The sequence below is a fragment of the Pedobacter immunditicola genome (assembly GCF_037482985.1).
GTDB lineage: Bacteria > Bacteroidota > Bacteroidia > Sphingobacteriales > Sphingobacteriaceae > Pedobacter > Pedobacter immunditicola.
This window is the reverse complement of the sequence record NZ_JBBHKC010000007.1, coordinates 107737-132626: the sequence shown is the minus strand read 5'-3', so window position 1 is coordinate 132626 and position 24890 is coordinate 107737. Positions and strand designations below refer to the sequence as shown.

At 41.6% G+C, this 24890-nt stretch carries 17 protein-coding genes; 4 read left to right on the top strand and 13 right to left on the bottom strand.

What is annotated here, in order from left to right; all coding sequences use genetic code 11:
* Positions 1-70: 70 nt before the first annotated feature.
* Complete coding sequence (locus WG905_RS13820) at positions 71-883, top strand: universal stress protein (RefSeq protein ID WP_339592324.1); 813 nt, start codon at positions 71-73, stop codon at positions 881-883.
* A gap of 141 nt (positions 884-1024) precedes the next feature.
* Here the strand turns inward: WG905_RS13820 and WG905_RS13815 are convergent, their stop codons facing one another.
* Positions 1025-1816 (bottom strand): DUF6920 family protein, encoded by a 792-nt coding sequence (locus WG905_RS13815; protein WP_339592323.1) that lies wholly within the window; start codon positions 1814-1816, stop codon positions 1025-1027.
* A 102-nt stretch (positions 1817-1918) separates the two neighbouring features.
* Between WG905_RS13815 and WG905_RS13810 the strand changes: the two genes are divergently transcribed.
* Positions 1919-3412 carry a xylulokinase gene (locus tag WG905_RS13810; protein WP_339592322.1) on the top strand — a complete coding sequence of 498 codons (1494 nt, stop codon included), beginning with the start codon at positions 1919-1921 and terminating at the stop codon, positions 3410-3412.
* 11 nt (positions 3413-3423) lie between these two features.
* The gene (gene xylA / locus WG905_RS13805; RefSeq protein WP_339592321.1) at positions 3424-4752 is read left to right on the top strand and encodes a xylose isomerase; all 1329 of its coding nucleotides are present in this window, start codon (positions 3424-3426) and stop codon (positions 4750-4752) included.
* A gap of 52 nt (positions 4753-4804) precedes the next feature.
* On the opposite strand, the gene WG905_RS13800 is transcribed toward xylA, so the two are convergent.
* The 10 genes from WG905_RS13800 to WG905_RS13755 all read right to left on the bottom strand — a co-directional run bounded on the left by WG905_RS13800 (position 4805) and on the right by WG905_RS13755 (position 18943).
* Positions 4805-7354 (bottom strand): heavy metal translocating P-type ATPase, encoded by a 2550-nt coding sequence (locus WG905_RS13800; protein ID WP_339592320.1) that lies wholly within the window; start codon positions 7352-7354, stop codon positions 4805-4807.
* Between the two features lie 225 nt (positions 7355-7579).
* Complete coding sequence (locus WG905_RS13795) at positions 7580-10153, bottom strand: multicopper oxidase domain-containing protein (protein WP_339592319.1); 2574 nt, start codon at positions 10151-10153, stop codon at positions 7580-7582.
* A gap of 115 nt (positions 10154-10268) precedes the next feature.
* Positions 10269-10757 (bottom strand): DUF3347 domain-containing protein, encoded by a 489-nt coding sequence (locus WG905_RS13790; protein ID WP_339592318.1) that lies wholly within the window; start codon positions 10755-10757, stop codon positions 10269-10271.
* A gap of 128 nt (positions 10758-10885) precedes the next feature.
* A complete protein-coding gene (locus WG905_RS13785) occupies positions 10886-11440 on the bottom strand; it encodes a DUF3347 domain-containing protein (protein ID WP_339592317.1) in 555 nt (184 codons plus the stop codon).
* Between the two features lie 33 nt (positions 11441-11473).
* On the bottom strand, positions 11474-12694 hold the full coding sequence (locus WG905_RS13780; RefSeq protein ID WP_339592316.1) for an efflux RND transporter periplasmic adaptor subunit: 1221 nt from the start codon (positions 12692-12694) through the stop codon (positions 11474-11476).
* A 32-nt stretch (positions 12695-12726) separates the two neighbouring features.
* The gene (locus WG905_RS13775) at positions 12727-13944 is read right to left on the bottom strand and encodes an efflux RND transporter periplasmic adaptor subunit (RefSeq protein WP_339592315.1); all 1218 of its coding nucleotides are present in this window, start codon (positions 13942-13944) and stop codon (positions 12727-12729) included.
* Positions 13922-15172 (bottom strand): TolC family protein, encoded by a 1251-nt coding sequence (locus tag WG905_RS13770; RefSeq protein ID WP_339592314.1) that lies wholly within the window; start codon positions 15170-15172, stop codon positions 13922-13924. Before WG905_RS13770 ends, WG905_RS13775 begins: the two co-directional genes overlap by 23 nt.
* Positions 15159-17096 carry an efflux RND transporter permease subunit gene (locus WG905_RS13765; RefSeq protein ID WP_339592313.1) on the bottom strand — a complete coding sequence of 646 codons (1938 nt, stop codon included), beginning with the start codon at positions 17094-17096 and terminating at the stop codon, positions 15159-15161. The genes WG905_RS13770 and WG905_RS13765 overlap by 14 nt, the downstream gene beginning before the upstream one ends.
* On the bottom strand, positions 17093-18391 hold the full coding sequence (locus tag WG905_RS13760) for an efflux RND transporter permease subunit (protein WP_339592312.1): 1299 nt from the start codon (positions 18389-18391) through the stop codon (positions 17093-17095). Before WG905_RS13760 ends, WG905_RS13765 begins: the two co-directional genes overlap by 4 nt.
* Before the next feature lie 153 nt (positions 18392-18544).
* Positions 18545-18943, bottom strand: coding sequence for an HYC_CC_PP family protein (locus WG905_RS13755; RefSeq protein WP_339592311.1), 399 nt, complete (start codon positions 18941-18943; stop codon positions 18545-18547).
* A gap of 159 nt (positions 18944-19102) precedes the next feature.
* Between WG905_RS13755 and WG905_RS13750 the strand changes: the two genes are divergently transcribed.
* A complete protein-coding gene (locus tag WG905_RS13750; RefSeq protein ID WP_339592310.1) occupies positions 19103-21004 on the top strand; it encodes a S9 family peptidase in 1902 nt (633 codons plus the stop codon).
* An 8-nt stretch (positions 21005-21012) separates the two neighbouring features.
* Here the strand turns inward: WG905_RS13750 and WG905_RS13745 are convergent, their stop codons facing one another.
* Positions 21013-23481 (bottom strand): TonB-dependent receptor, encoded by a 2469-nt coding sequence (locus WG905_RS13745; protein ID WP_339592309.1) that lies wholly within the window; start codon positions 23479-23481, stop codon positions 21013-21015.
* 62 nt (positions 23482-23543) lie between these two features.
* Positions 23544-24584: a LacI family DNA-binding transcriptional regulator gene (locus tag WG905_RS13740; protein WP_339592308.1), complete on the bottom strand. Its 1041-nt coding sequence runs from the start codon at positions 24582-24584 to the stop codon at positions 23544-23546.
* Between the last annotated feature and the right edge of the window lie 306 nt (positions 24585-24890).

The following is a 24890-nucleotide window of genomic DNA, read 5'->3' as shown; positions in this document are numbered from 1 at the left end:
GACCTCCTGTATTATAATGTTTATCTTGCTTTCGTTCACACAGAGCGCAAGTATATAAAAATAAAAGACTATGAAAACACTTTTGGTTGCCACCGACTTCTCCAGCAACTCTGCATCTGCCATCCGATTTGCCATACAGCTAGCTTCACAAAATAATTTTGCACTTACCTTCTTTCACTCTTGTCATATCCAAAGGCCCACTGCATGGAAAGATTCTGTTTATGCAACTTTTGAACAGAATGAGTTAAGTAAGCAGGAACAATCGCTGCAAGAATTCGTGAAATCGAGCTACACAGGCTCCGCTCCTATGCCGGAACATTTTGACTATCGGATTCATAATGGCACAGAGACTGATTTAAATATCATGGAATTTGCTGCAAAAAATAAGTATGATTACATCTGCATTGGAAGAACAGGCCATGGTAAAAGCATTAAATTGTTTGGTTCGATCACTTCACATCTGATCACAAAATCGCAGGTCCCTGTGATTGCTGTACCTGACAACTACCGCGAAACTAAAATTGAGAAGGTCACCTATGCTTCTGACATGAACAATATCGACAAGGAACTAAAATTAGTCCTTGAATTTTCTCAATCAATAAATGCGGAGTTGGAAGTATTACATTTTAAAACGCCAGGAGATGAATTAATAAAGTCTACTGCACCAGACTTTCCTGGAAAATTTCATGTAGAAAATCTAAATTATGAGAAAACGCTTATAGAAAATATTGATGGTGTCATTAAACAGTCAGATACTTCCATGCTGATCATGTTTACACAACAGAAAAGGACATTCTTTGAAAAGCTCTTTGTTTCGAGCATTTCTGCAGAATATGCTTCCATCATTGATATTCCTATTTTAGTGTTTAAAAAACCACAATAAAACACCATCAGGAGATGGCTTCATAACCGTTAAAAATTGTTCAAAGGGTGATGTGATTCAACTGATTCGCATCATCCCTTTCAATGCTTTCCTTGATCAGGAATTTTTGATCTGACGAATGGAAGCTGCTGAATAAATCAGTTAATGAGGAGCACGTTGATTAAATTCAATGGAGTCAATACTTCCCCTGAAATATTCAAATTCTCCTTCTTCGGTATTCCAGCTCGCTTTAAAATACGAAGGGAACTTTCTGCCTTCACTTTGAATATAGTTTTCCGCTGTCGCGGTCCATTTCATCTTTTGATAACCGCCTCCTTTTAGGGTATAGTAACGGTCATAAGTTTCAAACCGAAGGATTTCATTCCGGCCGTTAAAGTAAAAGAAACCAGAGACAGACATCCCATTAAAATTAATAACTCCCTTTAAGGTGAACTCCTCAATAACAGTCCAGGAAACATACTTTTGTAGCGCATAGGAAGGAATGATGATCGTTTCTGCCAGGATGGTGACCAATTCTGCTTCATCCATTTCCTTTCCCCAAGCATCTGTAATGTTGATATATTTGAAAAGCTTAACCAGCATATTGCCCTGGTTGTGAATGAACCTGTCGTATGCCTCCACAAGAAATAGTTTCCAGAATTTTAATTTCATATAGACCAGCCTCACAGGAATATTTAGAAAGTTAACTTGCGTACAGGACATATTTTCCCAGCCGGAGTCCGGAGAAAAACGAAGCATCGTGTCCTTCCATTTGATCGTCGCTTTGCTGATGCTCTCGTCCTCCTTAACACCGCAATCCCGGAGAAAATGCTGAAGAATTAGGGGAAGTGCAGCGACATCCCTTACCCCATCATCAGGCAATTGATTCGTCAGCTGGCTCGCCGACCGGATATCTTCTAAAAAAAGTTCATTGATGGTTTGGAGTTTGGACATCGCTTTGTATGAACTGGAAAGTCATCTTAAATTTAAGCTTTATTTAACAATGATTTGTTTATTTTAGTCAGACCAAATAGCTCAACCTCTAAATGAACTCCCATGCTTTTACTAGGTATTGATGTAGGCACTTCATCCATCAAAGTTTCCGTAATTGACTCAACAGGCGGACAAATCCTTGCTACTGCGCAATACCCTGAAGCAGAGACAGCGATATTAACACAGCAGTATGGCTGGGCTGAACAATCACCAGATACGTGGTGGGAACATGTGCAAAAAGCAATCTTAATTTGCAACCAGCAGAAAAAATATGACCCTTTAGCTATCTCGGCTATAGGCATCGCCTATCAAATGCATGGGCTTGTCATCGTTGATGAACATCAGAACAGCTTAAGAAACAGCATCATCTGGTGCGACAGCAGGGCTGTTGGCATTGGCGAACAAGCTTTACAGACTTTGGGGGAAGAAAACACACTGGCGCACCTGCTTAATTCGCCTGGTAATTTCACTGCCGCTAAACTGGCTTGGGTAAAGCAAAATGAACCTGAAGTGTATGCCAAAATAAAAAAAGTGATGTTGCCGGGTGATTATATTGCGATGAAGCTCACCGGGGAAATCACAACTAGTATTTCGGCACTTTCTGAAGGCATCTTCTGGGACTTCAAACTTAATTGCCTTTCCAAAGATGTCATGGACTATTTTGGCTTCGACAACAGTCTTATTCCGGAAATAAGGCCTGTATTTTCATCACATGGCCAGGTTAAAAAAGCTGTTGCAGCACATTTAGGATTAAGATCCGGTATTCCGGTAACCTATAAATCCGGTGACCAGCCGAACAATGCACTTTCATTAAACGTTACTCAACCCGGTGAAGTAGCTGCTACCGCAGGAACTTCAGGTGTAATTTATGGCATTACGGATCATCTTTTGTGCGACAGTCAAAGCAGGGTAAACACTTTTGCTAACGTAAATCATACGCTCACCTCACAAAGGTTGGGTGTACTATTGTGTATTAATGGTACAGGGAGTATGTACCGCTGGACTAAAAATCTTTTCGGCGCGGGCATGGATTATACTACCATGAATCATGCTGCAAAGAAAGTACGTCCAGGCAGCGATGGGCTCTATGTTCTTCCTTTCGGTAATGGTGCAGAAAGAATGTTGGGCAATAAAATCGTTGGTGCCCACCTTCAGCAGATCGATCTCAACATACATACGCCCGCACATGTTTTTCGCGCAGTACAAGAAGGTATTGCTTTTTCTTTCCGTTATGGACTAGATATTCTAAGAGAAAATGGTATGCGTCCTTCCATCATCAGGGCAGGTAAAACAAATTTGTTTCTGAGCGACCTGTTTTCGCAAACTTTTGTGGACATCACTGGCATAGCAGTTGAACTTTTTGACAGCAACGGGAGTTCCGGTGCTTGCATTGGTGCGGGAATAGGAATGGGAATCTATAAAACGCCCGCCGAAGCTTTCCATCATCAAAAACCATTGAAGGTCATTGAACCTTCAGGTCTAAATCTTGAAGACACCTACGCACACTGGAAAAAGTTACTCCAGCAACAATTGAACACCTTTTCATCAATCACTTAACCGATATAAACATGAATACATCGAACCTAAAAACTGAATTTTTCAAAGAAATCAGTCCTGTGAAATATGAAGGACCAGAAAGTGATAATCCACTTGCTTTCCGGTGGTATAATGCTGAAAAGATAGTAGCCGGAAAACCAATGAAAGAACACCTTCGCTTTGCTGGTGCTTACTGGCATTCGTTCTGCGGCAATGGTTCAGATCAATTTGGTGAACCTACACACCGCTTTCCATGGGATATCAGAACCGATGCAGTTGACCGCGCTAAAGACAAAATGGACGCAGCATTTGAATTTCTTAGCAAATTAAACCTCCCTTATTACTGTTTCCATGATGTTGACCTTGTAGACTACGGCAATGACATTCACGAAAACGACAGAAGATTAAAGGCGATGGTTGATTATGCTGCAGAAAAGCAGGAAGAAACAGGCATTAAACTTTTATGGGCCACAGCCAATCTCTTTTCGAACAGACGCTACATGAACGGTGCTGCCACAAATCCTGATTTTCATGTACTTAGCCATGGTGCTGCACAGGTGAAAGCTGCACTGGATGCCACCATAGCGCTCGGTGGTGAAAATTATGTATTCTGGGGTGGCCGTGAAGGGTATATGACGCTGTTGAACACCGATATGAAGAGAGAACAGGACCATCTGGCGCGTTTCCTCCATGCTGCAAAAGACTATGCCCGGAATAATGGCTTCAAAGGAAACTTCTTTATTGAACCGAAACCTTGTGAGCCTACCAAACACCAGTATGATTATGATGCAGCAACAGTGCTGGGCTTTCTTCAAAAATATGATCTGTTGGATGATTTTAAACTCAACCTCGAGGTAAACCATGCTACTTTGGCCGGCCATACGTTTCAACATGAACTCCAGGTTGCCGTTGATGCAGGTAAACTGGGTTCAATTGATGCCAACAGAGGCGATTATCAAAATGGCTGGGATACAGATCAGTTCCCAAACAACATTACAGAATTAGTAGAATCAATGCTGATTATCCTGGAAGCGGGTGGGTTTAGTGGTGGAGGAATAAATTTTGATGCCAAAATAAGACGGAATTCGACAGATCCGGCTGATTTATTTTATGCACATATTGGTGGAATGGATCTTTTTGCACGGGCCCTGATCATTGCCGACAATATCCTTTCCCATTCTGACTATAAAAAAATAAGAACAGAACGTTATGCCTCGTTCGACAGTGGTAAAGGGAAAGAATTTGAAAACGGACTCCTCAGCCTCGAAGATCTCCGGGATTATGCTATACAGCTGGGTGAACCTAAAATTATTAGTGGTAAACAGGAGTTTATGGAAAACCTCATCAACAGGTATATTTGAGATTAACCATAAACCAAACCTGATTTATCTGTTGTTAACTACCGATGGTCGTTCACTCGAGCTTAGCATTTCGCAGTCGTAAAGAATTCACAATAACTGAAACAGAGCTAAAGCTCATCGCCAGTGCAGCGATCATCGGCGACAATAAAATTCCAAAAAATGGATAAAGAACCCCTGCAGCAATGGGAATGCCCAGTACATTATAGGCAAGGGCGAAAAACAGGTTTTGCTTGATGTTGCCCATTACTTTTTCACTCAGCAGCCGGGCTTTCGAAATACCATTTAAATCACCTTTGATAAGTGTTATACCAGCACTTTCGATGGCCACATCTGTTCCGGTGCCCATTGCAATACCTATATCGGCCTGAGACAATGCAGGGGCATCGTTGATACCGTCGCCGGCCATGGCTACTTTATTCCCTTCGGCCTGCAAACGTTTAACTTCATTCATTTTGTCCTCAGGAAGCATTTGTGCCTTATAGCCGTCCAGATTCAAGGTTTCACTCACCGCTTTTGCTGTATCCTCGTTATCGCCGGTATACATCAGCACCTTCAAACCTTCCTGCTGTAATTTGCGGATGGCTTCTTTACTCGATGTTTTAATCTTATCTGAGATTACCACAAAACCTACAGCAGCATTGTCAACGGCTAAGTAAGACACTGTTTTACCTAGTTTCTGTGCTGCCTTCACTTGCTCATTTAATTCAGGGGCAATTACAGCATTTACCTGTTCCATTAATTTTTGATTTCCCAGAGCCAGCTTTTCTCCGTTGAGCACACCTACAACGCCTTTTCCGGTAATGGCTTCAAAGCTTGAAACAGGTTGCAGACGCAGGTTTTTTTCTTCACCATAACGTAAGGTCGCCTGTGCCAGTGGATGTTCACTGCTGCTGTTCACGGCAATAATCCTTTCCAGCACCTGGTCCGCGGTGTAAGCAGCGCTGCCACTGATCACTTGCTCTACAGATGGTTTACCTTCGGTAACCGTTCCGGTTTTATCAATGATGACCACATTGATGGCATCCATTTTTTCCAGAGATGCAGCATTTTTAATCAGCACGCCTGATTTTGCACCTTTACCCACACCAACCATGACCGACATTGGGGTAGCAAGTCCAAGCGCACAGGGACAAGCAATTATCAAAACGGCAATTGCATTGACGAATGCATATACATAAGACGGTTCAGGACCATAAATTGCCCAAACGATAAAGGTAATGACGGCGATCAACACCACAACGGGAACAAAATAACCTGAAATTTTATCAGCTAATTTCTGAATGGGTGCTTTCGAGCGACTGGCGGAATTCACCATTTCAATAATTTGAGAAAGTAAAGTTTCTGCACCTACTTTTTCAGCAACCATTACAAAGGATTTATTTCCATTGATCGTTCCGGCGATGACCTTATTGCCTATTTTTTTATCCACAGGGATCGGTTCACCCGATATCATCGATTCATCGATGGTCGTTTCCCCCTCCTTAATACTTCCATCAACAGGGATTTTTTCACCGGGCTTTACCCTTAGCAAATCCCCCTGGTGGATACTATCGATGGTAACTTCCATCTCTTTTCCGTCAATAATTTTCGTGGCATTATTGGGGGCTAATTTCAACAGCTCTTTAATAGCACTATTGGTTCGGCCATGCGCACGTGCCTCCAGCAACTGTCCCAATAAAACGAGGGTTAAGATAACAGTAGCCGCTTCAAAATACACATATACAGTCCCCATATGTGTCTTAAACTGATCTGGAAATACCTCCGGAAACAAGAGGGCAACTACACTGAATAACCAGGCTACACCGGCGCCAATACCAATCAACGTAAACATATTCAGGTTCCAGGTAACAATAGAACGCCAGGCACGTTCAAAAAACATCCAGGTGGCATAAAATACTACAGGAATGGAAAAAGCAAACTGAACCCAGTTCCAGCTGTTTAAGTCCATTAACTTAAACAAGGGATTGCCCGGAATCATTTCTGACATGGCAATAATGAAAATCGGAATGGTAAACGTGGCAGCTATTTTAAACTTAAATAGCAGCTTATCGTAAGTTGCATCCTCTTCATCTGTGTTTGCATTCATGGGGATTAAATCCATCCCACAAATGGGGCAAGCTCCAGGTTCATCGCGAACGATTTCGGGATGCATAGGGCAGGTATATTTAGCAGCTATTTTTAAGGAAGGCCGTTTGACCAGGTCCATACCACAAACCGGACAATTTCCAGGTTGATTATAGGTTTTATCACCTTCACAATGCATCGGACATTCGTAGATATCACCAGTGTTTCCATGATTAGCTGATCTGGTCGTAGTTCCGTGATGCCGGTGAACGGGTGCTTTAGTAGCTTCATGAGGATGGCTGGGGTGATCATCCATATCAGCGTACTGATGATTGATCATCGCAATCGAATAAGACCCCACTGCTGATAAAGCTTCTTGTAAATTTTCGGTCGACACATGTTTGTCCATAGTAATAACAGCCTGTGGTGGATCTAAAGTAACCGTTGAAGATATACCCTTAACCTGGTTCAAAGCATTTTCAACTTTTGAGCGGCAGCCATCGCAGGACATTCCACTTATTTTATAAGTATGTTTCATTGTACAAATTTTAATATACAACCTTTAGCGTATTCAATTTAATAATTGAAGATCATGCCATAGCCCATATCACTGTCATAATAGGCAATAAGGCACTATCAAAAATAATCTGTATTCTTGTGTTTAACTTACATAATTCTGTAAATAATATACATAATTATTACCACCTTCCGCTTGTGTATATTGCATAATGATCTAAGATTAATACAAGTTTAAAGGTAAAATTTAATAATTTAAGGTAATACCACCACCATAGCCAAAGTCACTGTCATAATGAGTAGATAAAGCAAATGAATTTGTTAATACATATTTAAGTCCTGCTGCATATTCTTTATCCGTATTCCACATCATATTTAACCGCACACGACTGCTAAGCGGAATATCTTCCCTGCTCAACTGGAAACGAAATTTTCCATCACCATCTACTCTTCCCTCTGCTACAACAAGCATGGGCAAGGTATACTGCACGCCGACAACAAATGTTTTACGATCGTTTTTATTACTGATCTGTCCGAAGACATTTTTTTCTATTTCAGGTACGCCCTTTTTATAATGATAATCAAAACCTACATAAGGAAACAACCATTGCATTTTCCCGATATAGCGGCCTACATTTATTTCAGCTTCATAGCCGTTTTCAGGTTTTAGGCCAAGGTGCCACAATCCTTGCACTTCAAAACGGTTACCAGCTAAAGCAAATGTGGCATCACTACCATTACTTTCAAGTCCAATAGAAGCTACAGAATGAATCATTTGTTCGTGACGTTTAAAATGTTTAAAAGCCATTTCTTTGTCGGGTAGCTGAGGATTAGGCGGCGAATTTTGATAACTGAGCACATTGCCCATGCCTGCCATCATGTGGTATAAAATATGGCAATGAAAAAACCAGTCACCACTTTTATTTGCCGCCAACTCCAATGTGTCGGTTTCCATGGGCATAATATCCAGAGTATTCTTATTAGGCGCATATTCGCCCTGTGCGCCTAACACCCTAAAGTCATGTCCGTGCAAGTGCATGGGATGGCGCATCATCGAATTATTGGTCAGAACTATACGTACTTTTTCTCCTTGTTTAATCAGCACTTTATCCCATTCCCCAACTGTTTTATTATTGATGGACCATATATAACGGTTCATATTTCCTTCAAGCGTAAAATGCAATACTTTTGTTGGTATATCCGGTAGCGTAGTTTTGACCGGCGACCGGAGCATGGCATAATTAAGCGTTGTAATATCAGTGCTTTGGTTGTGCATATCCATACTTTTCATCCCTTCCATGTTCATGCCTTTCATATCCTGTTTTTCCTTACCATTTTGCTCGTTTTCACTACCCGTAATTTCAGGATACATGACATTGTTCATGTCCATAGATTGCAGGCTCATTCGCATCCCTTCCATGGGTTTCATGTCGCCATTCATCTTCATCATCCCGTTCATCATTTTCATTCCTTCGAAATATTTCAGCTTAGGCAATGTAGGCGCTGGCATTTTCATGCCGCTGCCTAACCATAACGAGGTGTGCCCGCTCCGGTCTTCTGGTGTAGATCGAAATTCATAGCTCATATTTTTGGGAATAGTAACGATGACATCATAAGTCTCTGCCACACCTATGATTAATCGGTCCACTTCAACCGGCACTACAGCGTTGCCATCATTGGCAACTACAGTTATTTTTCCACCGGCATATTGCAACCAGAAATAAGAAGAAGATCCCCCATTTACGACACGTAACCTCACCTTATCTCCAGCTTTAAACTGGGGCGCATGGATTTCCGGTTTACCATTAGACAGAAATTTTTCGTAATACACATCACTTACATCCATGGCATTCATGCGCTTCCACTCGTTGGCTATTTTAGTTGTAAAATGCCCCTTTTTAATGGCTTCTGCATAACCCTGCACACTACCTTTTTTAATTGCATACCAATCATTCCCTGCCCGAAGACGTCGGTGCACCTGCGCTGGATTTTCATCAGTCCAGTCGCTCAATACCAATGGGAATTCAGCTTTTTTATTGCCGGGGATTGCCTTGTTTTCACGACTTTTAAAAACCAAGGCGCCATAAGTACCCACCTGTTGTTGAAAGCCTGAATGTGAATGATACCAATAAGTACCGTTTTGTGCTACGGGGAATTTATATAAATGTGTAGCGCCTCCTGGTATCATTGAAGTGGTTAGCATAGGCACTCCATCTTGCTCGTTAGGTAAAATGACCCCATGCCAATGTAAAGAGGTGGCCGTTTTGAGTTTGTTGTGTAAATAAATTTCAGCGGTGTCACCCTCAGTAAAAGTTAACGTTGGTGCAGGGATAGAGCCGTTTAGTGCAATACCATGTCTTTGCTTTCCGGTAAAATTTACAATGGTATCGGTAACATACAAATCATAACGAACAGTTTCGCCCCCACCGATGAACACTTTGTCTCCGACCTGTTTATCCGGATCTCTTTTTAGGCTATCCGTATTCATTTTATGGTCCATGGGCATGTCCATTTCTGGCTTGTCTTTCCCGTCCATTTTGTGGGGCGTCGAATCTTTTCTCTTTTTTTGCGCTGCTTGTTTTTTTGAAGCCGACTTTGGGATAGCATTTTTTACAGTTTTTTTTACCAGTGTCATTCCGCATTTCGGGCACTTGCCAGGTTTATCCATTTTCACTTCAGGATGCATCACACAAGTATATATTACTTGCTGTGTCTGTTTGGTGTTTTCTTGTATTTGTTCTGACATTTTCATCCCAAGCATTTGCTGGGCGGATGCTGCAAACCAAAGAAAAATTACAGCTATCAGTGTTAACTTTTTCATCAGTGTATATATTTGTTTTTGATAGCTAATGAAGTTATCAAAAGCTTATTCATTGCCCTATATTAGCTAAATAACAAAGGCTTCAATGTCCCTGAAATTAGCCGCTAACAATAAATTATTGATTGAGAGTTTCCACCACTTTGCCACAACTCAGCATAGCGCTGCCATAATACGGATTTCGGATTGTCTTATTATTACTAAGCCAGGAAGCTTTTTTCATGGGGCAATAGGCTTCGTATATGGGTTGCGCCCCCAACTTAGTTCCCTTGGCAACGGCAATCATATTGGCAGAAAGATTGACAAATTGTTCACGCTGCTTTTTGATGTCCTGGGTATCTGAAATGGTACCGGCATCTTTGAGTAAGGCATGAATGTTGCCTTCAGCTATGACTTTGTAATCAATGGCGTTGGCTGCTTTAACAAATTGTCCTGCATTTAAAGCTGCCTTGCTCGCGTCACCTGCAACCAATGCATCTTTAATGTCATAGTAGGAATCCAGCAGTTGTGAAAGCTGTGTTTGAGCCTGTGTTGTAGTTTCCTGGGAATAACTCTTTTGCACAAAAGTAGTTGACATGAAAGCAAGAAATAAAAATATCTTTTTCATGGTGATTGATTTTAATGTATAAATAATGATAAGGCACAATAATATAATTGCTATGCTTTAAGGAAAGCCAGATATAAGTCGGGTTTTTTCCCAGCTTATATCTGTTTATATTTCAAGCTTTCAGTGGTTTATTTTAATGTTTCTTTCACAGAACCACAAGTCAGCATACTTTCACCGTAATAAGGATTGCGGATTTCTTTTGTATTACTTACCCAGGATGCTCCTTTATCATTTAAAGCCATTGGGCAATGAGCAACAAAAAGTTTACCACTATTCATCCCTGTTTGTTTCAACAGCGCAATAAATTCGTCATTTAAAGAGGCAAAAATTGTTCTTTGGGCGTCCAGATTTGCTGCATTGGTGATTTGCGCAGCTGTGGCAGCCAAATTAGAACCGCCTTTAATTTCTTTGGCACCGGCTTCAAAAGCAACAGCCGCTACTTTTGCTGTAGTTGTATTTCCTTCTGTCAATGCTTCCGTTAATTTCTGATATTGCTGATATACTGCATTCAGGTTATCATCCTTGATCACGACAGCTGCCTTGGCAGCAGCAGGAGCTTCAACCGTTGTGACCGAACCGTGGTTATGACCTTCATGGCTATCTTCTTGTTGTTGATTATTGCCACAAGCAGCTAGTAAGCCTGCGAAACTTAATGCTAAAACAGTTTTTAATGATGTGTTCATGATTTAATTTATTTATATATTTTAATTGTTGTTTTATATTTTCACACCCGACATCGGGTTTTTTCCTTTTTTAAGGATGTACTCACTATAAAGCAGGTAAGCACCTGAGACAACCACCTGGTCTCCTACTTTTAGGCCTTCTTTGATTTCAATGGTATCGAAACTTTCCCCGCCGGTCTCTACGATCTGAGGCTCAAACTTATCCTTCGCCCTCTCAATCCAGACATGTGCTCCCTTTCCATCCCTGATCACCGCATCCAGCGGAAGGTTGATCACTTCTCCTTTACTTTCAACGGGCAGAAATACATTAGCCTGCAAGCCAGGTTGCCATTGATTATTAGGATTGGGCATAGCAGCCCTGAGTTGTATCACCTGGGAACTTGTCTGTAAAGCAGGGTTCATGAATTTAATGGTCACCATTTGCGGCTGGTCTTCCCAACCCGGAATAACCACTTTTACCTGTTGGCCTTCCTTGATGCTCCCCGCTTCAGCAGGGTAGATATCTGCCTCCACCCACAAAGACTGATAGCCTTCCAGTCGCATTAAGGGACTTCCCTCGCTAACATATTGCCCTTCAGTAACCGATAATTCTGCAACAACACCATTTTCGGGGGCCATGAAGGTGATATTCGGGTTGGCTTTTTTGCTGTTTTTGATGGCTTTGATCTGACCCTCAGATTGTCCATACAGGCTCAGTTTTTGCCTGGAAGATTTTAGTATTTGTCCGAAAGTCTTGTCGCCAGGAAATTGTGCGACCTGCTCCAGTGCCAGCAGATACTCTTGCTGTAAAGACGCCAGCTGCTCAGAGTAGATCTGATATAATGGTTGTCCTTTGCTAATCTTCTCCCCTGTTTGACGCACATATAAGCGATCCAGCCTTCCACTTACCCTGCTGGAGATGTACTCCGTTTTTTCTGGGTTAACAACCAGTCTCCCGTTCAATTGCTTATAGGTATTGAAACCCTTCAAGCCTACAGCCATGGTGGTAATATTCGCTAAGGCCCTCTGGCTTTCATCCAGGTGCAAGGCTGCCTCAGCTGAGTTTTTCTCAAAAGGAACTAAATCCATCCCGCACACAGGGCATGTGCCCATTTTATCCTGCACCACCTGGGGGTGCATCGGACAAGTAAAGGTCTGCGATTTGACAGTTGCATTCTTGTCGCCTTGATTTTTATCATCGCTGCAAGCCGTAAGAAACAAAGCAGGGACTAATAAAACTATCGCTAACCTTTTTATAAAATCTTTCGTTTTCATCAGTGTATAGTTTGTTTTTTAATGGTGATGAATTAAACCCCCTTGTTCAGTGTTTTAATGAAACTCTCGCTGTCAATTAGGTAATAAGCATTTTTAGCAAGATCCCATTCACTAAGTTCCCCGAAAACCTGGATCTTATTATTTTGGATAATGCCTGTCTTAACTGTTTTAGGAATAAAAACCCGTCCTTCTTTTTTAAAAACGACCGACTGGTTCCCGATTGAAACTACCGCTTCCTTTGGTAACCATAATCCTTTTTCAGTTACAAATGGAATTTGACCTGTGACCAGTTCTCCCGGCTGCAGCCCACTGCTTTTGAGGTAAACCCTTGCAATGACAAAGTTTTCACCAGCATTAAAAACAGGTTGGATCAGTCCGATTTTACCGGTTAGCGTTTGCTTCTTATTAGCGGTTCTCTGAATGAGCACTTTTGCCTGTTTATTCAATTTAGAAACAACCGATGGCGATAAGGAGAATTCAACCACCAGGTCGCCGGTACGGTAAATGGTAAATATATTCTGGCCGGCATTGAGGTACTGTCCTTCGCGAATCATAACGGCCGAATTCACTTCCGTTGGCGCTGTTTGGCTTGACTGCGTGCTTTGTGTGGCACTACCTGAGGCCATATTATCCATTCCTGTGCTAGCAGCCGGGGATGACATTGGAGCTGGCGACGGAACAGCACTGGCAGCCTGTTTTTCAAGAATAAACCCTGTGGCATTGCTGTAAACAGGAATGGTGTAATTGACCTGGCCTGTACGCAATACTTTGCTGATCTGTCTTTGGTCCATGCCCAGCAACATCAGCCTTTGTTTGGCCGATTGCAACATGCCATCCTCATCTCCAGACTGTTGAATCAATAACAATTCCCGCTGAGCCGCTGCTAAATCCGGAGAATAAATTTCCATGATCAGTTGCCCCTTTTTAACTGGCTGGTAATTGTATTTGATGTGCAACTTTTCAATGCGGCCCGAAACCCGGCTTGCCAGCGTGATTTGGTTACGTGTATCATAGGTTACCCGTCCCTGTACTTCGCGCATGTAAATGCTTGACCCTTTCTGTGCACGGATCAGAGGAATACGCGCAATAACCTGCTCGTTGACAGGCTTCAGCAAGTAATTTAAACTGGTATCCCTTACAGCATGCGTTGGCTCAGCTGCACCGGAACCCTTTTCATTACGCTGACAGGCAGCCAAAGAAACCCCGATCGCTAAAAACAATAACAACCTAACGATATAATTCCTTTTCATAATCGACAATCATTTGATATAATTTTGTTTTTTCATCCAGCACATCAATCTGCATCATGGTCAAGGCTTCCCATGAACTGATGACCGCTGGTAGCTGTAATTTATTCTCCTGGTAATTGACAAAATCAGCATCCAGTGTCTTTTTTAATGCAGGAATGATCTTGTCTTCCATCGCTGTTATCCTCTTTTCCATCGTCTGTATCTGAGACTGCATCCCGTAGATCATTCCCTGGCTTTCCTGAAGCATACCTGAGCGTTCCTTTTCCATGGCCTGGATTTCATAATCCATCGCTTTAGCTTCAGATTTGTACATTTTTGAAGACCATGGGGCGATTGGAATGCTGATCATCCCCATGACGCTGTAAGCATTCGGCATCATCTTATTTAAAGGGGACATGTGGTCAAAGCGAATTTTAAAATCCGGTTTACTTTGCGCTTTCATGGCATCAACACCCAATTTCATCGAATTAATATTCTGTTCCATTTGCAGAATATCTTTACGCTGACTGGCTAATACGGCCGTATCCAGTACAGCCTGGGGTTTAAACTCAGGTTTGAAGGTAGAATCAATCTCCAGTTCCTGATTCCCCGGAAGGTTCATCAGGCTGTTGAGCCAGGCCTTAGCTTTCAAAATATCACCTTCCTGCATCCTGATCATGTTTTTATTCTCTTCTATTTTTGCATTTGCGCGAAAAACACCGGAGAGTTGCGACTGGTTATACGGATAGCGGATTTGTTCAATCTTTTTCATCATCTGCATAATCTTGTCGTTTTCCTTCAATACCTGAATGCGTTCAGTAGCCAGAATCCACGTGTAGTACAGCGATTTCGCCTGTGCTTTTAACTCATTCAATGCGATGGCACGACCTGCCAGTTCAACCGCCCCTTTGGATTCCACATAGCGCTTTTGGGCATTCAGTTTCGCTGGGTTGGGGATATCCTGCTCCAACTGGAACATCAAAGCCCCTTTGTCTCCATTTTCCATTACCTGCTGCCCCGGATAAGGTGTCATAAAAGTCCCCACACCGACCATTGGCGCCATCCACGCTGTACCGGCCTTAGCCTTATGTTTATAGCTTTCTGCTTTCAAAGCATAAGTCTGCAATAACAGGTTATTATTCTCTATTCGTTTTAAAACTGTATCCAAAGACACCGTTTGTTGCTGGGCATAAAGCTGCACCGGCAAAATGGCCAGCAGCAGCAGCACCCATCTTTTAATGTTGCGCATTATGCACCTCCAATTTTCCATATTTCTTTAATTCGTATTCCTTTGACATTAAGAAGATTAATGGCGTCACCAGTAAAATATGCGTAGATGAGGTCAGCACACCGCCAATCATAGGCAATACAATAGGTTGCATTACATCAGTACCTACACCCGTTGCCCACAGCACTGGTATCAAACCAAACAGTGACACGCAGACCGTCATCAGTTTCGGACGAAGACGCTTGGCTGCGCCCCTAACCACATATTCCCGCAGGTCTTCTTTGCTAATGGTATCAATGGAATTGCCTTTGAGTTTAATCAACTGGTCCATGGCATCATTCAGGTAAATGACCATCACAATTCCTGTTTCCACAGCAACCCCAAAAAGGGCGATAAAACCGACGGCCACACCTATAGACAAGCTGACCCCCCAGAAATATATAATAAACACACCTCCGATAAGGGCAAATGGAACCGTGATCAGGCTTAAAAATGCTTCTCTGAGCGAGTGAAAAGCAAAATAAAGAGAGAAGAAAATGACGACCAGTACAATTGGAGCAATCCACATTAAAGTCTGCTGTCCGCGAATCATATTCTCATATTGCCCGCTCCACTCCAGAAAATAGCCTTCAGGTAAAATGCCATTGGCTTCATTAATCTTTTCAATTGCTTCATTTACAGTACTTCCCAAATCCCGGTCGCGCACATTAAACATCACCGCTCCCCTTAACAAAGCATTTTCAGAATTAATCATTGGCGGACCATCCTCAAAGCGGATATCGGCTACGGCCGACAAAGGAATTTCTCCCATGGTTGAGGATTGCAGGGGAATACGTTTAATGCTTTCCACGCTGTTCCTGAATTCTTGTCCAAGCCGCACACTGATGGAGAAACGCTGTCTTCCTTCGATGGTATTACCAATAGTAGCGCCACCCAAAGCCGATTCTACGGTCTGGTTAACATCATCTACCGTTAAACCGTATCGGGACAATTCGTCCCGCTTTACATCAACAGCTAAATATTTACCCCCAGTAATGGGATCAATGTAAAGGTCACTGACTCCTTTAGTACCTTCCAGCGCTAATTTTACTTTTTCAGAAACAGAAGCAATGGTATCCAGGTTCTGACCGTATATTTTTATCCCCACATCCGTACGGATACCTGTAGCTAACATATTGATGCGGTTAATGATCGGCTGCGTCCAGCCGTTGACCACACCGGGAATCTGGAGCTTTTTGTCCAGTTCATCAATAATGCCTTTTTTAGTCATCCCCTCCCGCCACTGTGCTTTTGGTTTCAGCATGATGATCGTTTCTATCATGCTCATTGGCGAATTATCAGTCGCAGTACTGGCACGACCGGCTTTACCTAAAACTTTATCTACCTCAGGTACTGATTTAATAATCTTATCCTGTACCTGTAAGATGCGTTTAATTTCATTATTTGAAACATCGGGCAAGGTTACTGGCATAAAAAGAATGCTCTGCTCATCCAGGGGCGGCATAAACTCAGTGCCCAGGTTTTTGAGTAGCGGAATGGTAATCAGCAAGGCGATGACATTAATTGCGATGGTTGTTTTACGCCAGTTGAGCACGGTCCTGATGATAGGCTCATAAAATTTCTCCAGGAACCTGTTAACCGGATTTTGACGATCAGGCTTGAATTTTCCCTTCATGAAAAAAGAAATCAATACAGGTGCTAAGGTTAACACCAATAAAGCATCCACAATCATGATGAAAGTCTTCGTGTAGGCAAGCGGATGAAACATTTTGCCTTCTTGACCGGTAAGCATAAATACCGGAAGAAAAGAGGTAATGATAATTACCGTGGCAAAAAACACCCCTCTGGACACCTGCTTGCTGGACTTTTCTATAACCTTCAGTCTTTCCTCTTCGGAAATCCAGTCCGGACTTTTTTTGAATAATTTTTTAAACCAGGTTCTCATAGCTCATTTTTGTTTTGTTGTTCATTCTGCCACAGTTCATAGCGTTCCGACAGGTGTTTGTAAGCATTTTCACTCATCACAATTCCGTTATCAACAATTACCCCGATGGCAAGTGCAATTCCGGTAAGGGACATGATATTGGAAGAAATGTCGAAAGCATTTAATAAGATAAAACTGGCAGCGATGGTTATCGGGATCTGGATAATAATACTTACAGCACTGCGCCAGTGAAATAAAAAGACGATGACAACCAGGGATACCACAATCATCTCTTCAATCAGGGTGGTTGTAATCGAATTAACCGATTCCTGGATCAGTTCGCCTCTGTCATAAACAATTTCAAACTTTACACCTTCGGGTAAGCCTTTTGACACCTCTTTCATTTTCGTTTTCACCTTTTCGATGACTTCTCCGGCATTTTCACCATACCTCATCACCACAATCCCGCCAACACGTTCCCCCTCACCATCCTGGTCAAAAATGCCCAGCCTGGTTTCACCTGTCATTTGTACAGCCGCGACATCCGACACCTTAATGGGGATTCCATTTTGAGTTTTAATAGGAATATTTGCAACCTCCTCGAGGGATTTCAGGTAACCCGATGTTTTGATGATATAACCAATGTCACTCATTTCAAATTTCCTTCCCCCGGATTCATTGTTATTGGCACGCACCGCCGCAATGATTTCCGGAACAGTTAATTTGTAATAAAGTAATTTATTAGGGTCTACAGCAATCTGGTATTGCTTCTGAAATCCCCCAAAGGAGGCAATTTCGCTCACACCAGGTACATTCTGCAGGGCGAATTTAACATACCAGTCCTGGATGGCCCGCTGCTCACCAAGATCTATATTGGGGGCATCAAGGGTATACCATAACACATGGCCTACACCTGTGCCATCGGGGCCTAACTGCGGGGAGACGCCTGCCGGCAAGCTGTTGCTGACCGTCGTTAAACGCTCCAATACACGTTCCCTTGCCCAGTAAACATCGACATCATCTTCAAAGATTACATAGATAAAGCTCATTCCAAACATGGAAGAACCGCGTACATATTTAATTTTGGGAATGCCCTGTAAATTTGTGACCAGGGGATAAGTGACCTGGTCTTCTATGAGTTGAGGCGAACGGCCCATCCATTCTGTAAATACGATAACCTGGTTCTCCGACAAATCAGGGATCGCATCAATAGGGTTATTCTTTATAGAGATTACACCCCATATAAAAATGCCCGTAGCGAGCATCAGGACGATCCATCTATTTCTTAGCGACCATTCTATTAGTTTGTGTACCATGTATTTTTATACTTTGATCAGTGATTGCTGATCAGCCAATGCAGCCATCAAGAATATCTCAATGGTCTTTAAATAGGTAAAAAAATATTATATAGAAATTTCTGGCTATAGCAAAGCCATCACCTTACACGAATGTGCAGGAAAGAAAGGGTATTATATTCTAAAGGTACAGTTACGGAGAAAGACGGGAACAGGTGGTCCTTCCGGAGGGGCATTGGTTAATGCAGCTTTATTGGATTGGAGCGGGATCGAAATATCCCTGATCAGCCAAGGTATGTTGTTTGCAATAATGACAGGTGCTAGTTCAAATTGGAAGTGGCTTTGGGCCATCTTCTGGGAGTCATCAACCTTTACCAGCTTAGTTTCGTTCTTGCAGCAGGATTTTTTTCCAGCTTCCTCAGGAGGCATGCCGCAAAAATCACAACCATCTTGCTTGGATTCTGTAATACCCAACTGGACTAATTCGCCCATGCAATGATGAAAATACACTGTCGCCCCGTTGGATACACCAACGTAGAAAACGGCAAGAATGATCAACAGTATCCTTTTCATGTAATGGCAAAAATAAAGAATAGCTTACAGATTCTTTTATATAATTTCGATTATTTGTTATATCCCGGCTGATGTTTAATTTACTGGTTATTTTACCCGCCAAATGCATACATTTAGGTAACCGAAAAAGTAAAGGTTTCACCTCTCATTCTTAAACCTATGAAATTATTGAACACACCTCCAGCAGGTTACAAATCAATTACGGTACTGTTATTGGCTACGTTTTTGTTTTTAACCGCGCAAGCGCAGCAAGCGCCAAAGAAATATACCATTGAGCAGTTTTATAAAACCATCAACTTCGGGGGAGGAACTTTTCATCCTAAGGAAGATAAGATCCTGCTTCATGACAACAGTACGGGCATCTACAATGTCTACGAACTGGATTTAGCGACCAACGCTAAAAAGCCCTTGACCAAATCTACCAAGGAATCGTTTTTTTCCATTGATTACATTCCGGGCAGCAGTCAGTTTCTCTACGGTGCCGACCAGGGGGGTAATGAAAATACACATATTTACCTAATGGCTGCTGATGGTAAGGTGAAAGACCTTACGCCTGGCAAAGCTGAAAAAGCAGCCTTCCTCAACTGGAATAAGGAAAAAAACGCATTTTATTACAGCAGCAATGTGAGGGACCCGAAAGTATTTGATTTATATAAAATGAATATCAAAAGCTGGGCACCACAGCTCATTTTCCAGAATGATAAAGCTTATGACATTGAAATGGTGTCAAAAGATGAGCAGTATATTACGTTTAATAAAGCGATAACAACAGACAAAAACGAGTTATACCTTTACGATGTCAATAAGAAAACCTATACCAGGCTCTCCAAAGAAGGTGAAGAAGCTAATTATAATTCCCTGGAGTTTGATCCCGATCAAAAATCCCTCTACTATGCAACCAACGAGGGAAGTGAATTCAGCTATATTATAAAATATAACCTGGCTACGGGTGAAAAAGAAAAGTTCTTTAATACAAACTGGGATGTTGTCGGAATGACTATTGGTGAAACCGGAAAGTACCATGCCATTTTCATCAATGAAGACGGCCACAACAAAGTGATGCTGTTTGATCATCAAACGGGAAAAGAAATCCCCTTTCCACCACTAAAAGATGGATATGTTCATGGGGTGAGATTCTCTCCATCTGAAAAAAATATGGTGTTGGTGATCGCCAGTGACCGAAGCCCGGCCAACTTATATCACTATGCCTTCAGCAGCAAAGCACTTAAACAATTAACCCGTGCCCTCAATCCGGAGATCGATCCAAATGATTTAGTGGAATCCGAAGTTGTCCGCTTTAAATCATTCGATGGACTGGAGATTCCAGCAATTTACTATAAGCCTAAGAATGCATCACCGAATCAAAAAGCTGCTGCCTTGGTATGGGTGCATGGTGGTCCCGGTGGTCAAAGCAGGGCCGGTTTCTCACAGGCTATTCAATATTATGTAAACAATGGTTATGCAATACTCGCCGTAAATAACCGGGGAAGCAGCGGTTACGGGAAAACGTTTTATAAAATGGACAACAAAAACCATGGCGATAAGGATCTGAAGGATTGCGTGTGGGGAAAAAAATGGTTAGCTGCGCAGCCGGATATTGATGCTGCGAAGATCGGCATCTATGGGGGCAGTTATGGAGGTTTCATGGCGCTCGCTGGTATCATTCAGTATCCAAAAGAGTTTACTGTGGGCGTAGATTTATTCGGCGTTACCAATTGGGTTCGTACCTTGGAGAGTATCCCTCCTTATTGGGAAAGTTTCAAAGCTGCCTTGTATGATGAAATGGGTGACCCTGCAACGGACAGCCTGAGGTTAAGATCCATTTCTCCCCTGTTCAATACGGATAAGATAAAAACGCCACTATTGGTATTGCAAGGCGCTAACGACCCTAGGGTTTTAAAAGTCGAAAGTGATGAAATCGTTGCCGGTGCAAAAAGAAACGGCACGCCGGTAGAGTATGTGCTATTTCCCGACGAAGGCCATGGTTTTATTAAAAGAGAAAACCAGATAGAAGCGGCAAAGGTTACGCTTCAGTTCTTAGATAAGTATATGAAACCCTAATACCGATGTTAAAACTCCTTATCACCAAATTCACTAGCCGGGAGCTTCTTACCTGTTAATTTGTTAAGGTTAAAACTGAGGTTCAATAAGATCACATCCGTTTCATAGATGTAATTGGTAGTGGTATAAAAATCAGCGCCCATGGTAGTAATCCGTTGGCGCTGCGTTTTATTTAAACCAAGATCCATGTTCTGCCATTGGAGGGTAGCCGAAAGACGGCCGTCAAAGAAAGTTTTCTTAACTGAGGTATTGGGTACCAGGAACATGGAGTCCTCTCCTTGTGCGGTAGGTCTTTTAGAACGGTAATTAACATTGGCTTGTAAACTCCAATTGGTACCAAGGTTAAAATTAGTATTGGCATTTACCGAATAAACCCAATCTGCATTATTCACCATAGAACTTTCGCCCAGGATATTCAGGTTACCGCTTATTTTATAATTGTAAAGATTAGCGCCAAGATAAACCGTCCACCATTTTACTGGCTGTAAAGTGGTACCAGCTTCCAAACCAAAAGAACGTGCTTCTTCTGCATTGGTATATACGCGGTTCAAAATGGTATCTGCATAAACGCTGTTAACCCTTTGAATAGGATTTTTAATGCCTTGGTAGTAAAGCGTTGTAAAGAAAGAACCTTTGTTAAAATTATGAATCAGACCAAGTTCAGCAAGGTCGATAAATTCCGGTAATAAATCAGGGTCTCCCTGTTCTAATGTTTCACTGTGTTCTCTTTCCGCAATTGGATTTAACTCAAAGTTGTTTGTACGTTGTACCCTTTTGCTGTATCCGGCTTTAGCTTTCCATCCTTCATTGAAAGTGTATAATACACTGGCAGAAGGAAAAAGATTAGACAGATCTAAATGGTGAGGATTTGTGTCATTGGAAAGATTCACTGTTCTTGTGGCATATTCATACCTTAATCCACCCACATATTCCAACTTATTGTGTTTCCCCGAATACTGGGAATAAATGGAGTTGATTTGGTTTTTTACCTTTGCTGAACCACTAAACAAGTCATTATCTGACTGGGAACTTTCAGGAGTAACAAAATAATTAAAGAAACCATTTTGAGTATCATACCTGTACTGGTATCCACTTTCAAGCTTTCCCTTGCCAATATTTATGGCATGATCTAATTTAATCCGGTATCCCTCAATCGGATTTTTATAGGTATTAATTACATCCTGAATCACTTCAGTCGTATTTGGGTAATTTAGATTTCTGTTCACTGTATTTCCGTACAAATCTGCACGTTCATATAAAAAAGCCGCTGTAATCTTTGATTTATCTTTAAAAGTATGCGAGTAGTCAAAATTCCCTAAAATAAAATCACCTTCTTTAGTTTGATGATTAGAATTAAAATAAGTGGTACCCTTAAGTAATGCCCCGGTTGATAAATTTGATGTAGTGTTGTGATATAATATATCAGCTACACGCGTCTGGTTTCTCTGGCCGATAAAAAATCCAGCTGAAAACGCATCACTTTGACTTGGAGTGAAGGCTACAGCAGCACGACCAGCATAATTGCGCTTGTCAAAGCTTCTTTCACCTTTTGAAGGAAACCTCGTGATGGTATTGTTGTTAAAGTTTTTGGTATAGGCATCTCCATCCCTGTAACCAGCATTATCGTTCCTGCTGTAATTACCACCAACGGAAATATCCCAGTTATCCTGTTTAAAGTTTAATGTTAAATCACCACCAAAACGCTGCTGCTCTTCTTTGTTCCCGAAATCTTTTGTACTTGGAAAGCCACCCATTGCATTTGCTGCCAATGAGAAACCGTCTGTAGCACCTTTTTTCGTGACGATATTAATGATTCCGCCTTTTCCATCAGGATCATACTTGGCAGATGGGGCGGTAATTAATTCAATGTTTTCCACTACGTTTGCCGGAAGCTGACTTAAAACCGTTTGGGCATCGGTAAGTACAGGCTTACCATTCAATAAAACAAGAAATCCTGAAGAGCCCCTTACACTGATATCTCCTTCTCCATTTACAGATACCGAAGGTAGATTTTTCAACACATCAATTGCGTTTCCACCCTTTGCAGCTTCAAACTGACCAGCTTTATAGCTTTGTTTATCTATTTTATTTAGGGAAGTCATGGTTTGTCCGCTTACCATCACCTCATTTAAAAGTTTAGTTCCGGCATTTAAGCTGATACTTCCTAAATTTAACTGTTGTCCGGCTCCTAATTTAATGAGATCTAAAACTTTGGTATCATAACCAATGAATAAAGCTTTCATTCTATAGTTTCCTGGTTTAATTTTATTAAACTCGAAACTTCCATCCTTGTTAGTGACACTTCCCGCGGCTACAGTTGTTGAATCGTTTACATCAAATAATGCAACACTGGCGTATTCAATAGGCAGTTGACTTTCACGGTCCTTCACCACTCCTTTTAAAGAAGCTGTTTGTGCAAATAATGAACTGGAAATAAGGGAAAAAGCAATAAATAGTCGAAAATACTGATGCGGCATACTGAAAAAATTTCCGCTAAAATAGCTTTATTAAATAAATTCCACTTATTTAATAGATTAAATTATCGTAAACTCATATTTACAGTTTTAGCACATGTGGAGCCCCTTTCAATTAATGTTGCCGGCAACTGAACGCCAATTGCCAACACCTCTGTATCCTTTTGCCTGATTTGTGAGAACAAAAGATCAATGGCAGACTTAGCAATTTCATAAGTAGGCTGTTTAATAGAAGTTATACCGGGAGGATATAAGTTAAACAGTTCGTTATCATCAAAACTGATCACCGCAATATCCTCAGGGATGTTGAGGTTCAAGTCTTTTAAACTTTGCAAACCTAATGCACCAAGGTAATTGGTGGAAAAGAAAATGGCATCCATCTTCTTATTCTTTACGATGAACTCTTTGATCGCTTGAACAGCTTCCTCATCATTTAATTTGGGTGATAAATTCAGTATATTTTTCTTTTTCAGCTTTAAATGATGTGCAGCTATCCCTTCTGTATATCCCCTCAGACGTTCATTTAATTGGATCAGGTCAAGATCCTTGGTCACAAAACCTATTTGTTGGTATCCGGATTTGACAAAACATTCAATTCCATCTTTAACTGCATTAATGTTATCTACAAGAACATATGGAATAGGTAGCTCGGGGAAATAACCATCAATCAATACCACCGGTTTATGAGCGGAAGTTAATTCCAGAATGTCTTTTTCCAAACCTTTTAAAGGAGTGATGATATAGCCATCCACCAATTGCTGCGAAAGCATCCTGATGGCATCCTGGCCCTTTTGCAAATTATTATTGGTACTGCAATAAATAATTCTATAACCAAACTTCTCCGCTTCCTCTTCCAAAATCTTGGCAATGACACCGAAAAATTGTCCGCCCATGTTTTCCACTACCAACCCGATGATATTGGAAACACCTGTTCTTAGTCCCACAGCCATGCGATTAGCATGATAGCCCTGTTGCGCTGCAACTTCCAAAATTCTCTTTTTTGTTGCTTCACTGATCCGCCCCTTTCCATTCAAAGCGAATGAAACCGTTGTAATTGAAGCTTTAGAGAGTTTTGCAATATCTTTTATAGACACAGATTTCTTCATTGGTTGTTTATATAATGCTCTTCTAAAAAAGTCCGTAATCCACCAGGTATAACTCAGTACAAATAAGGCTGCGACAAACCTTAAATAAGTTTTTGGTATATTTCGTTAATTCTACAGCAAACTTAAGTAAGTTTTATTTGATTCAAACTATTTCCTATGACGTTTTAGGTAACAGTTGTACGAGAACTTGAAAAATAACCGGGCATTAAGCGAGGGTTACCAGAGCGTTGGTAGGGCCTTGCGAGGGCAAATAGCCCTACCAACGCCCTACCAACCCCCTACCAACGCCCTGACAAGGGCCTCACA

What these genes read in the sequence shown, in the direction of transcription:
- WG905_RS13780 (WP_339592316.1), bottom strand. Translation starts at nt 12,694, where the DNA reads ATGAAAACGAAAGATTTTATAAAAAGGTTAGCGATAGTTTTATTAGTC.
- WG905_RS13775 (WP_339592315.1), bottom strand. Translation starts at nt 13,944, where the DNA reads ATGAAAAGGAATTATATCGTTAGGTTGTTATTGTTTTTAGCGATCGGG.
- WG905_RS13755 (WP_339592311.1), bottom strand. Translation starts at nt 18,943, where the DNA reads ATGAAAAGGATACTGTTGATCATTCTTGCCGTTTTCTACGTTGGTGTA.
- WG905_RS13750 (WP_339592310.1), top strand. Translation starts at nt 19,103, where the DNA reads ATGAAATTATTGAACACACCTCCAGCAGGTTACAAATCAATTACGGTA.
- WG905_RS13760 (WP_339592312.1), bottom strand. Translation starts at nt 18,391, where the DNA reads ATGGTACACAAACTAATAGAATGGTCGCTAAGAAATAGATGGATCGTC.
- WG905_RS13765 (WP_339592313.1), bottom strand. Translation starts at nt 17,096, where the DNA reads ATGAGAACCTGGTTTAAAAAATTATTCAAAAAAAGTCCGGACTGGATT.
- WG905_RS13740 (WP_339592308.1), bottom strand. Translation starts at nt 24,584, where the DNA reads ATGAAGAAATCTGTGTCTATAAAAGATATTGCAAAACTCTCTAAAGCT.
- WG905_RS13790 (WP_339592318.1), bottom strand. Translation starts at nt 10,757, where the DNA reads ATGAAAAAGATATTTTTATTTCTTGCTTTCATGTCAACTACTTTTGTG.
- WG905_RS13785 (WP_339592317.1), bottom strand. Translation starts at nt 11,440, where the DNA reads ATGAACACATCATTAAAAACTGTTTTAGCATTAAGTTTCGCAGGCTTA.
- WG905_RS13820 (WP_339592324.1), top strand. Translation starts at nt 71, where the DNA reads ATGAAAACACTTTTGGTTGCCACCGACTTCTCCAGCAACTCTGCATCT.
- WG905_RS13810 (WP_339592322.1), top strand. Translation starts at nt 1,919, where the DNA reads ATGCTTTTACTAGGTATTGATGTAGGCACTTCATCCATCAAAGTTTCC.
- WG905_RS13770 (WP_339592314.1), bottom strand. Translation starts at nt 15,172, where the DNA reads ATGCGCAACATTAAAAGATGGGTGCTGCTGCTGCTGGCCATTTTGCCG.
- WG905_RS13800 (WP_339592320.1), bottom strand. Translation starts at nt 7,354, where the DNA reads ATGAAACATACTTATAAAATAAGTGGAATGTCCTGCGATGGCTGCCGC.
- WG905_RS13795 (WP_339592319.1), bottom strand. Translation starts at nt 10,153, where the DNA reads ATGAAAAAGTTAACACTGATAGCTGTAATTTTTCTTTGGTTTGCAGCA.
- WG905_RS13815 (WP_339592323.1), bottom strand. Translation starts at nt 1,816, where the DNA reads ATGTCCAAACTCCAAACCATCAATGAACTTTTTTTAGAAGATATCCGG.
- xylA (WP_339592321.1), top strand. Translation starts at nt 3,424, where the DNA reads ATGAATACATCGAACCTAAAAACTGAATTTTTCAAAGAAATCAGTCCT.
- WG905_RS13745 (WP_339592309.1), bottom strand. Translation starts at nt 23,481, where the DNA reads ATGCCGCATCAGTATTTTCGACTATTTATTGCTTTTTCCCTTATTTCC.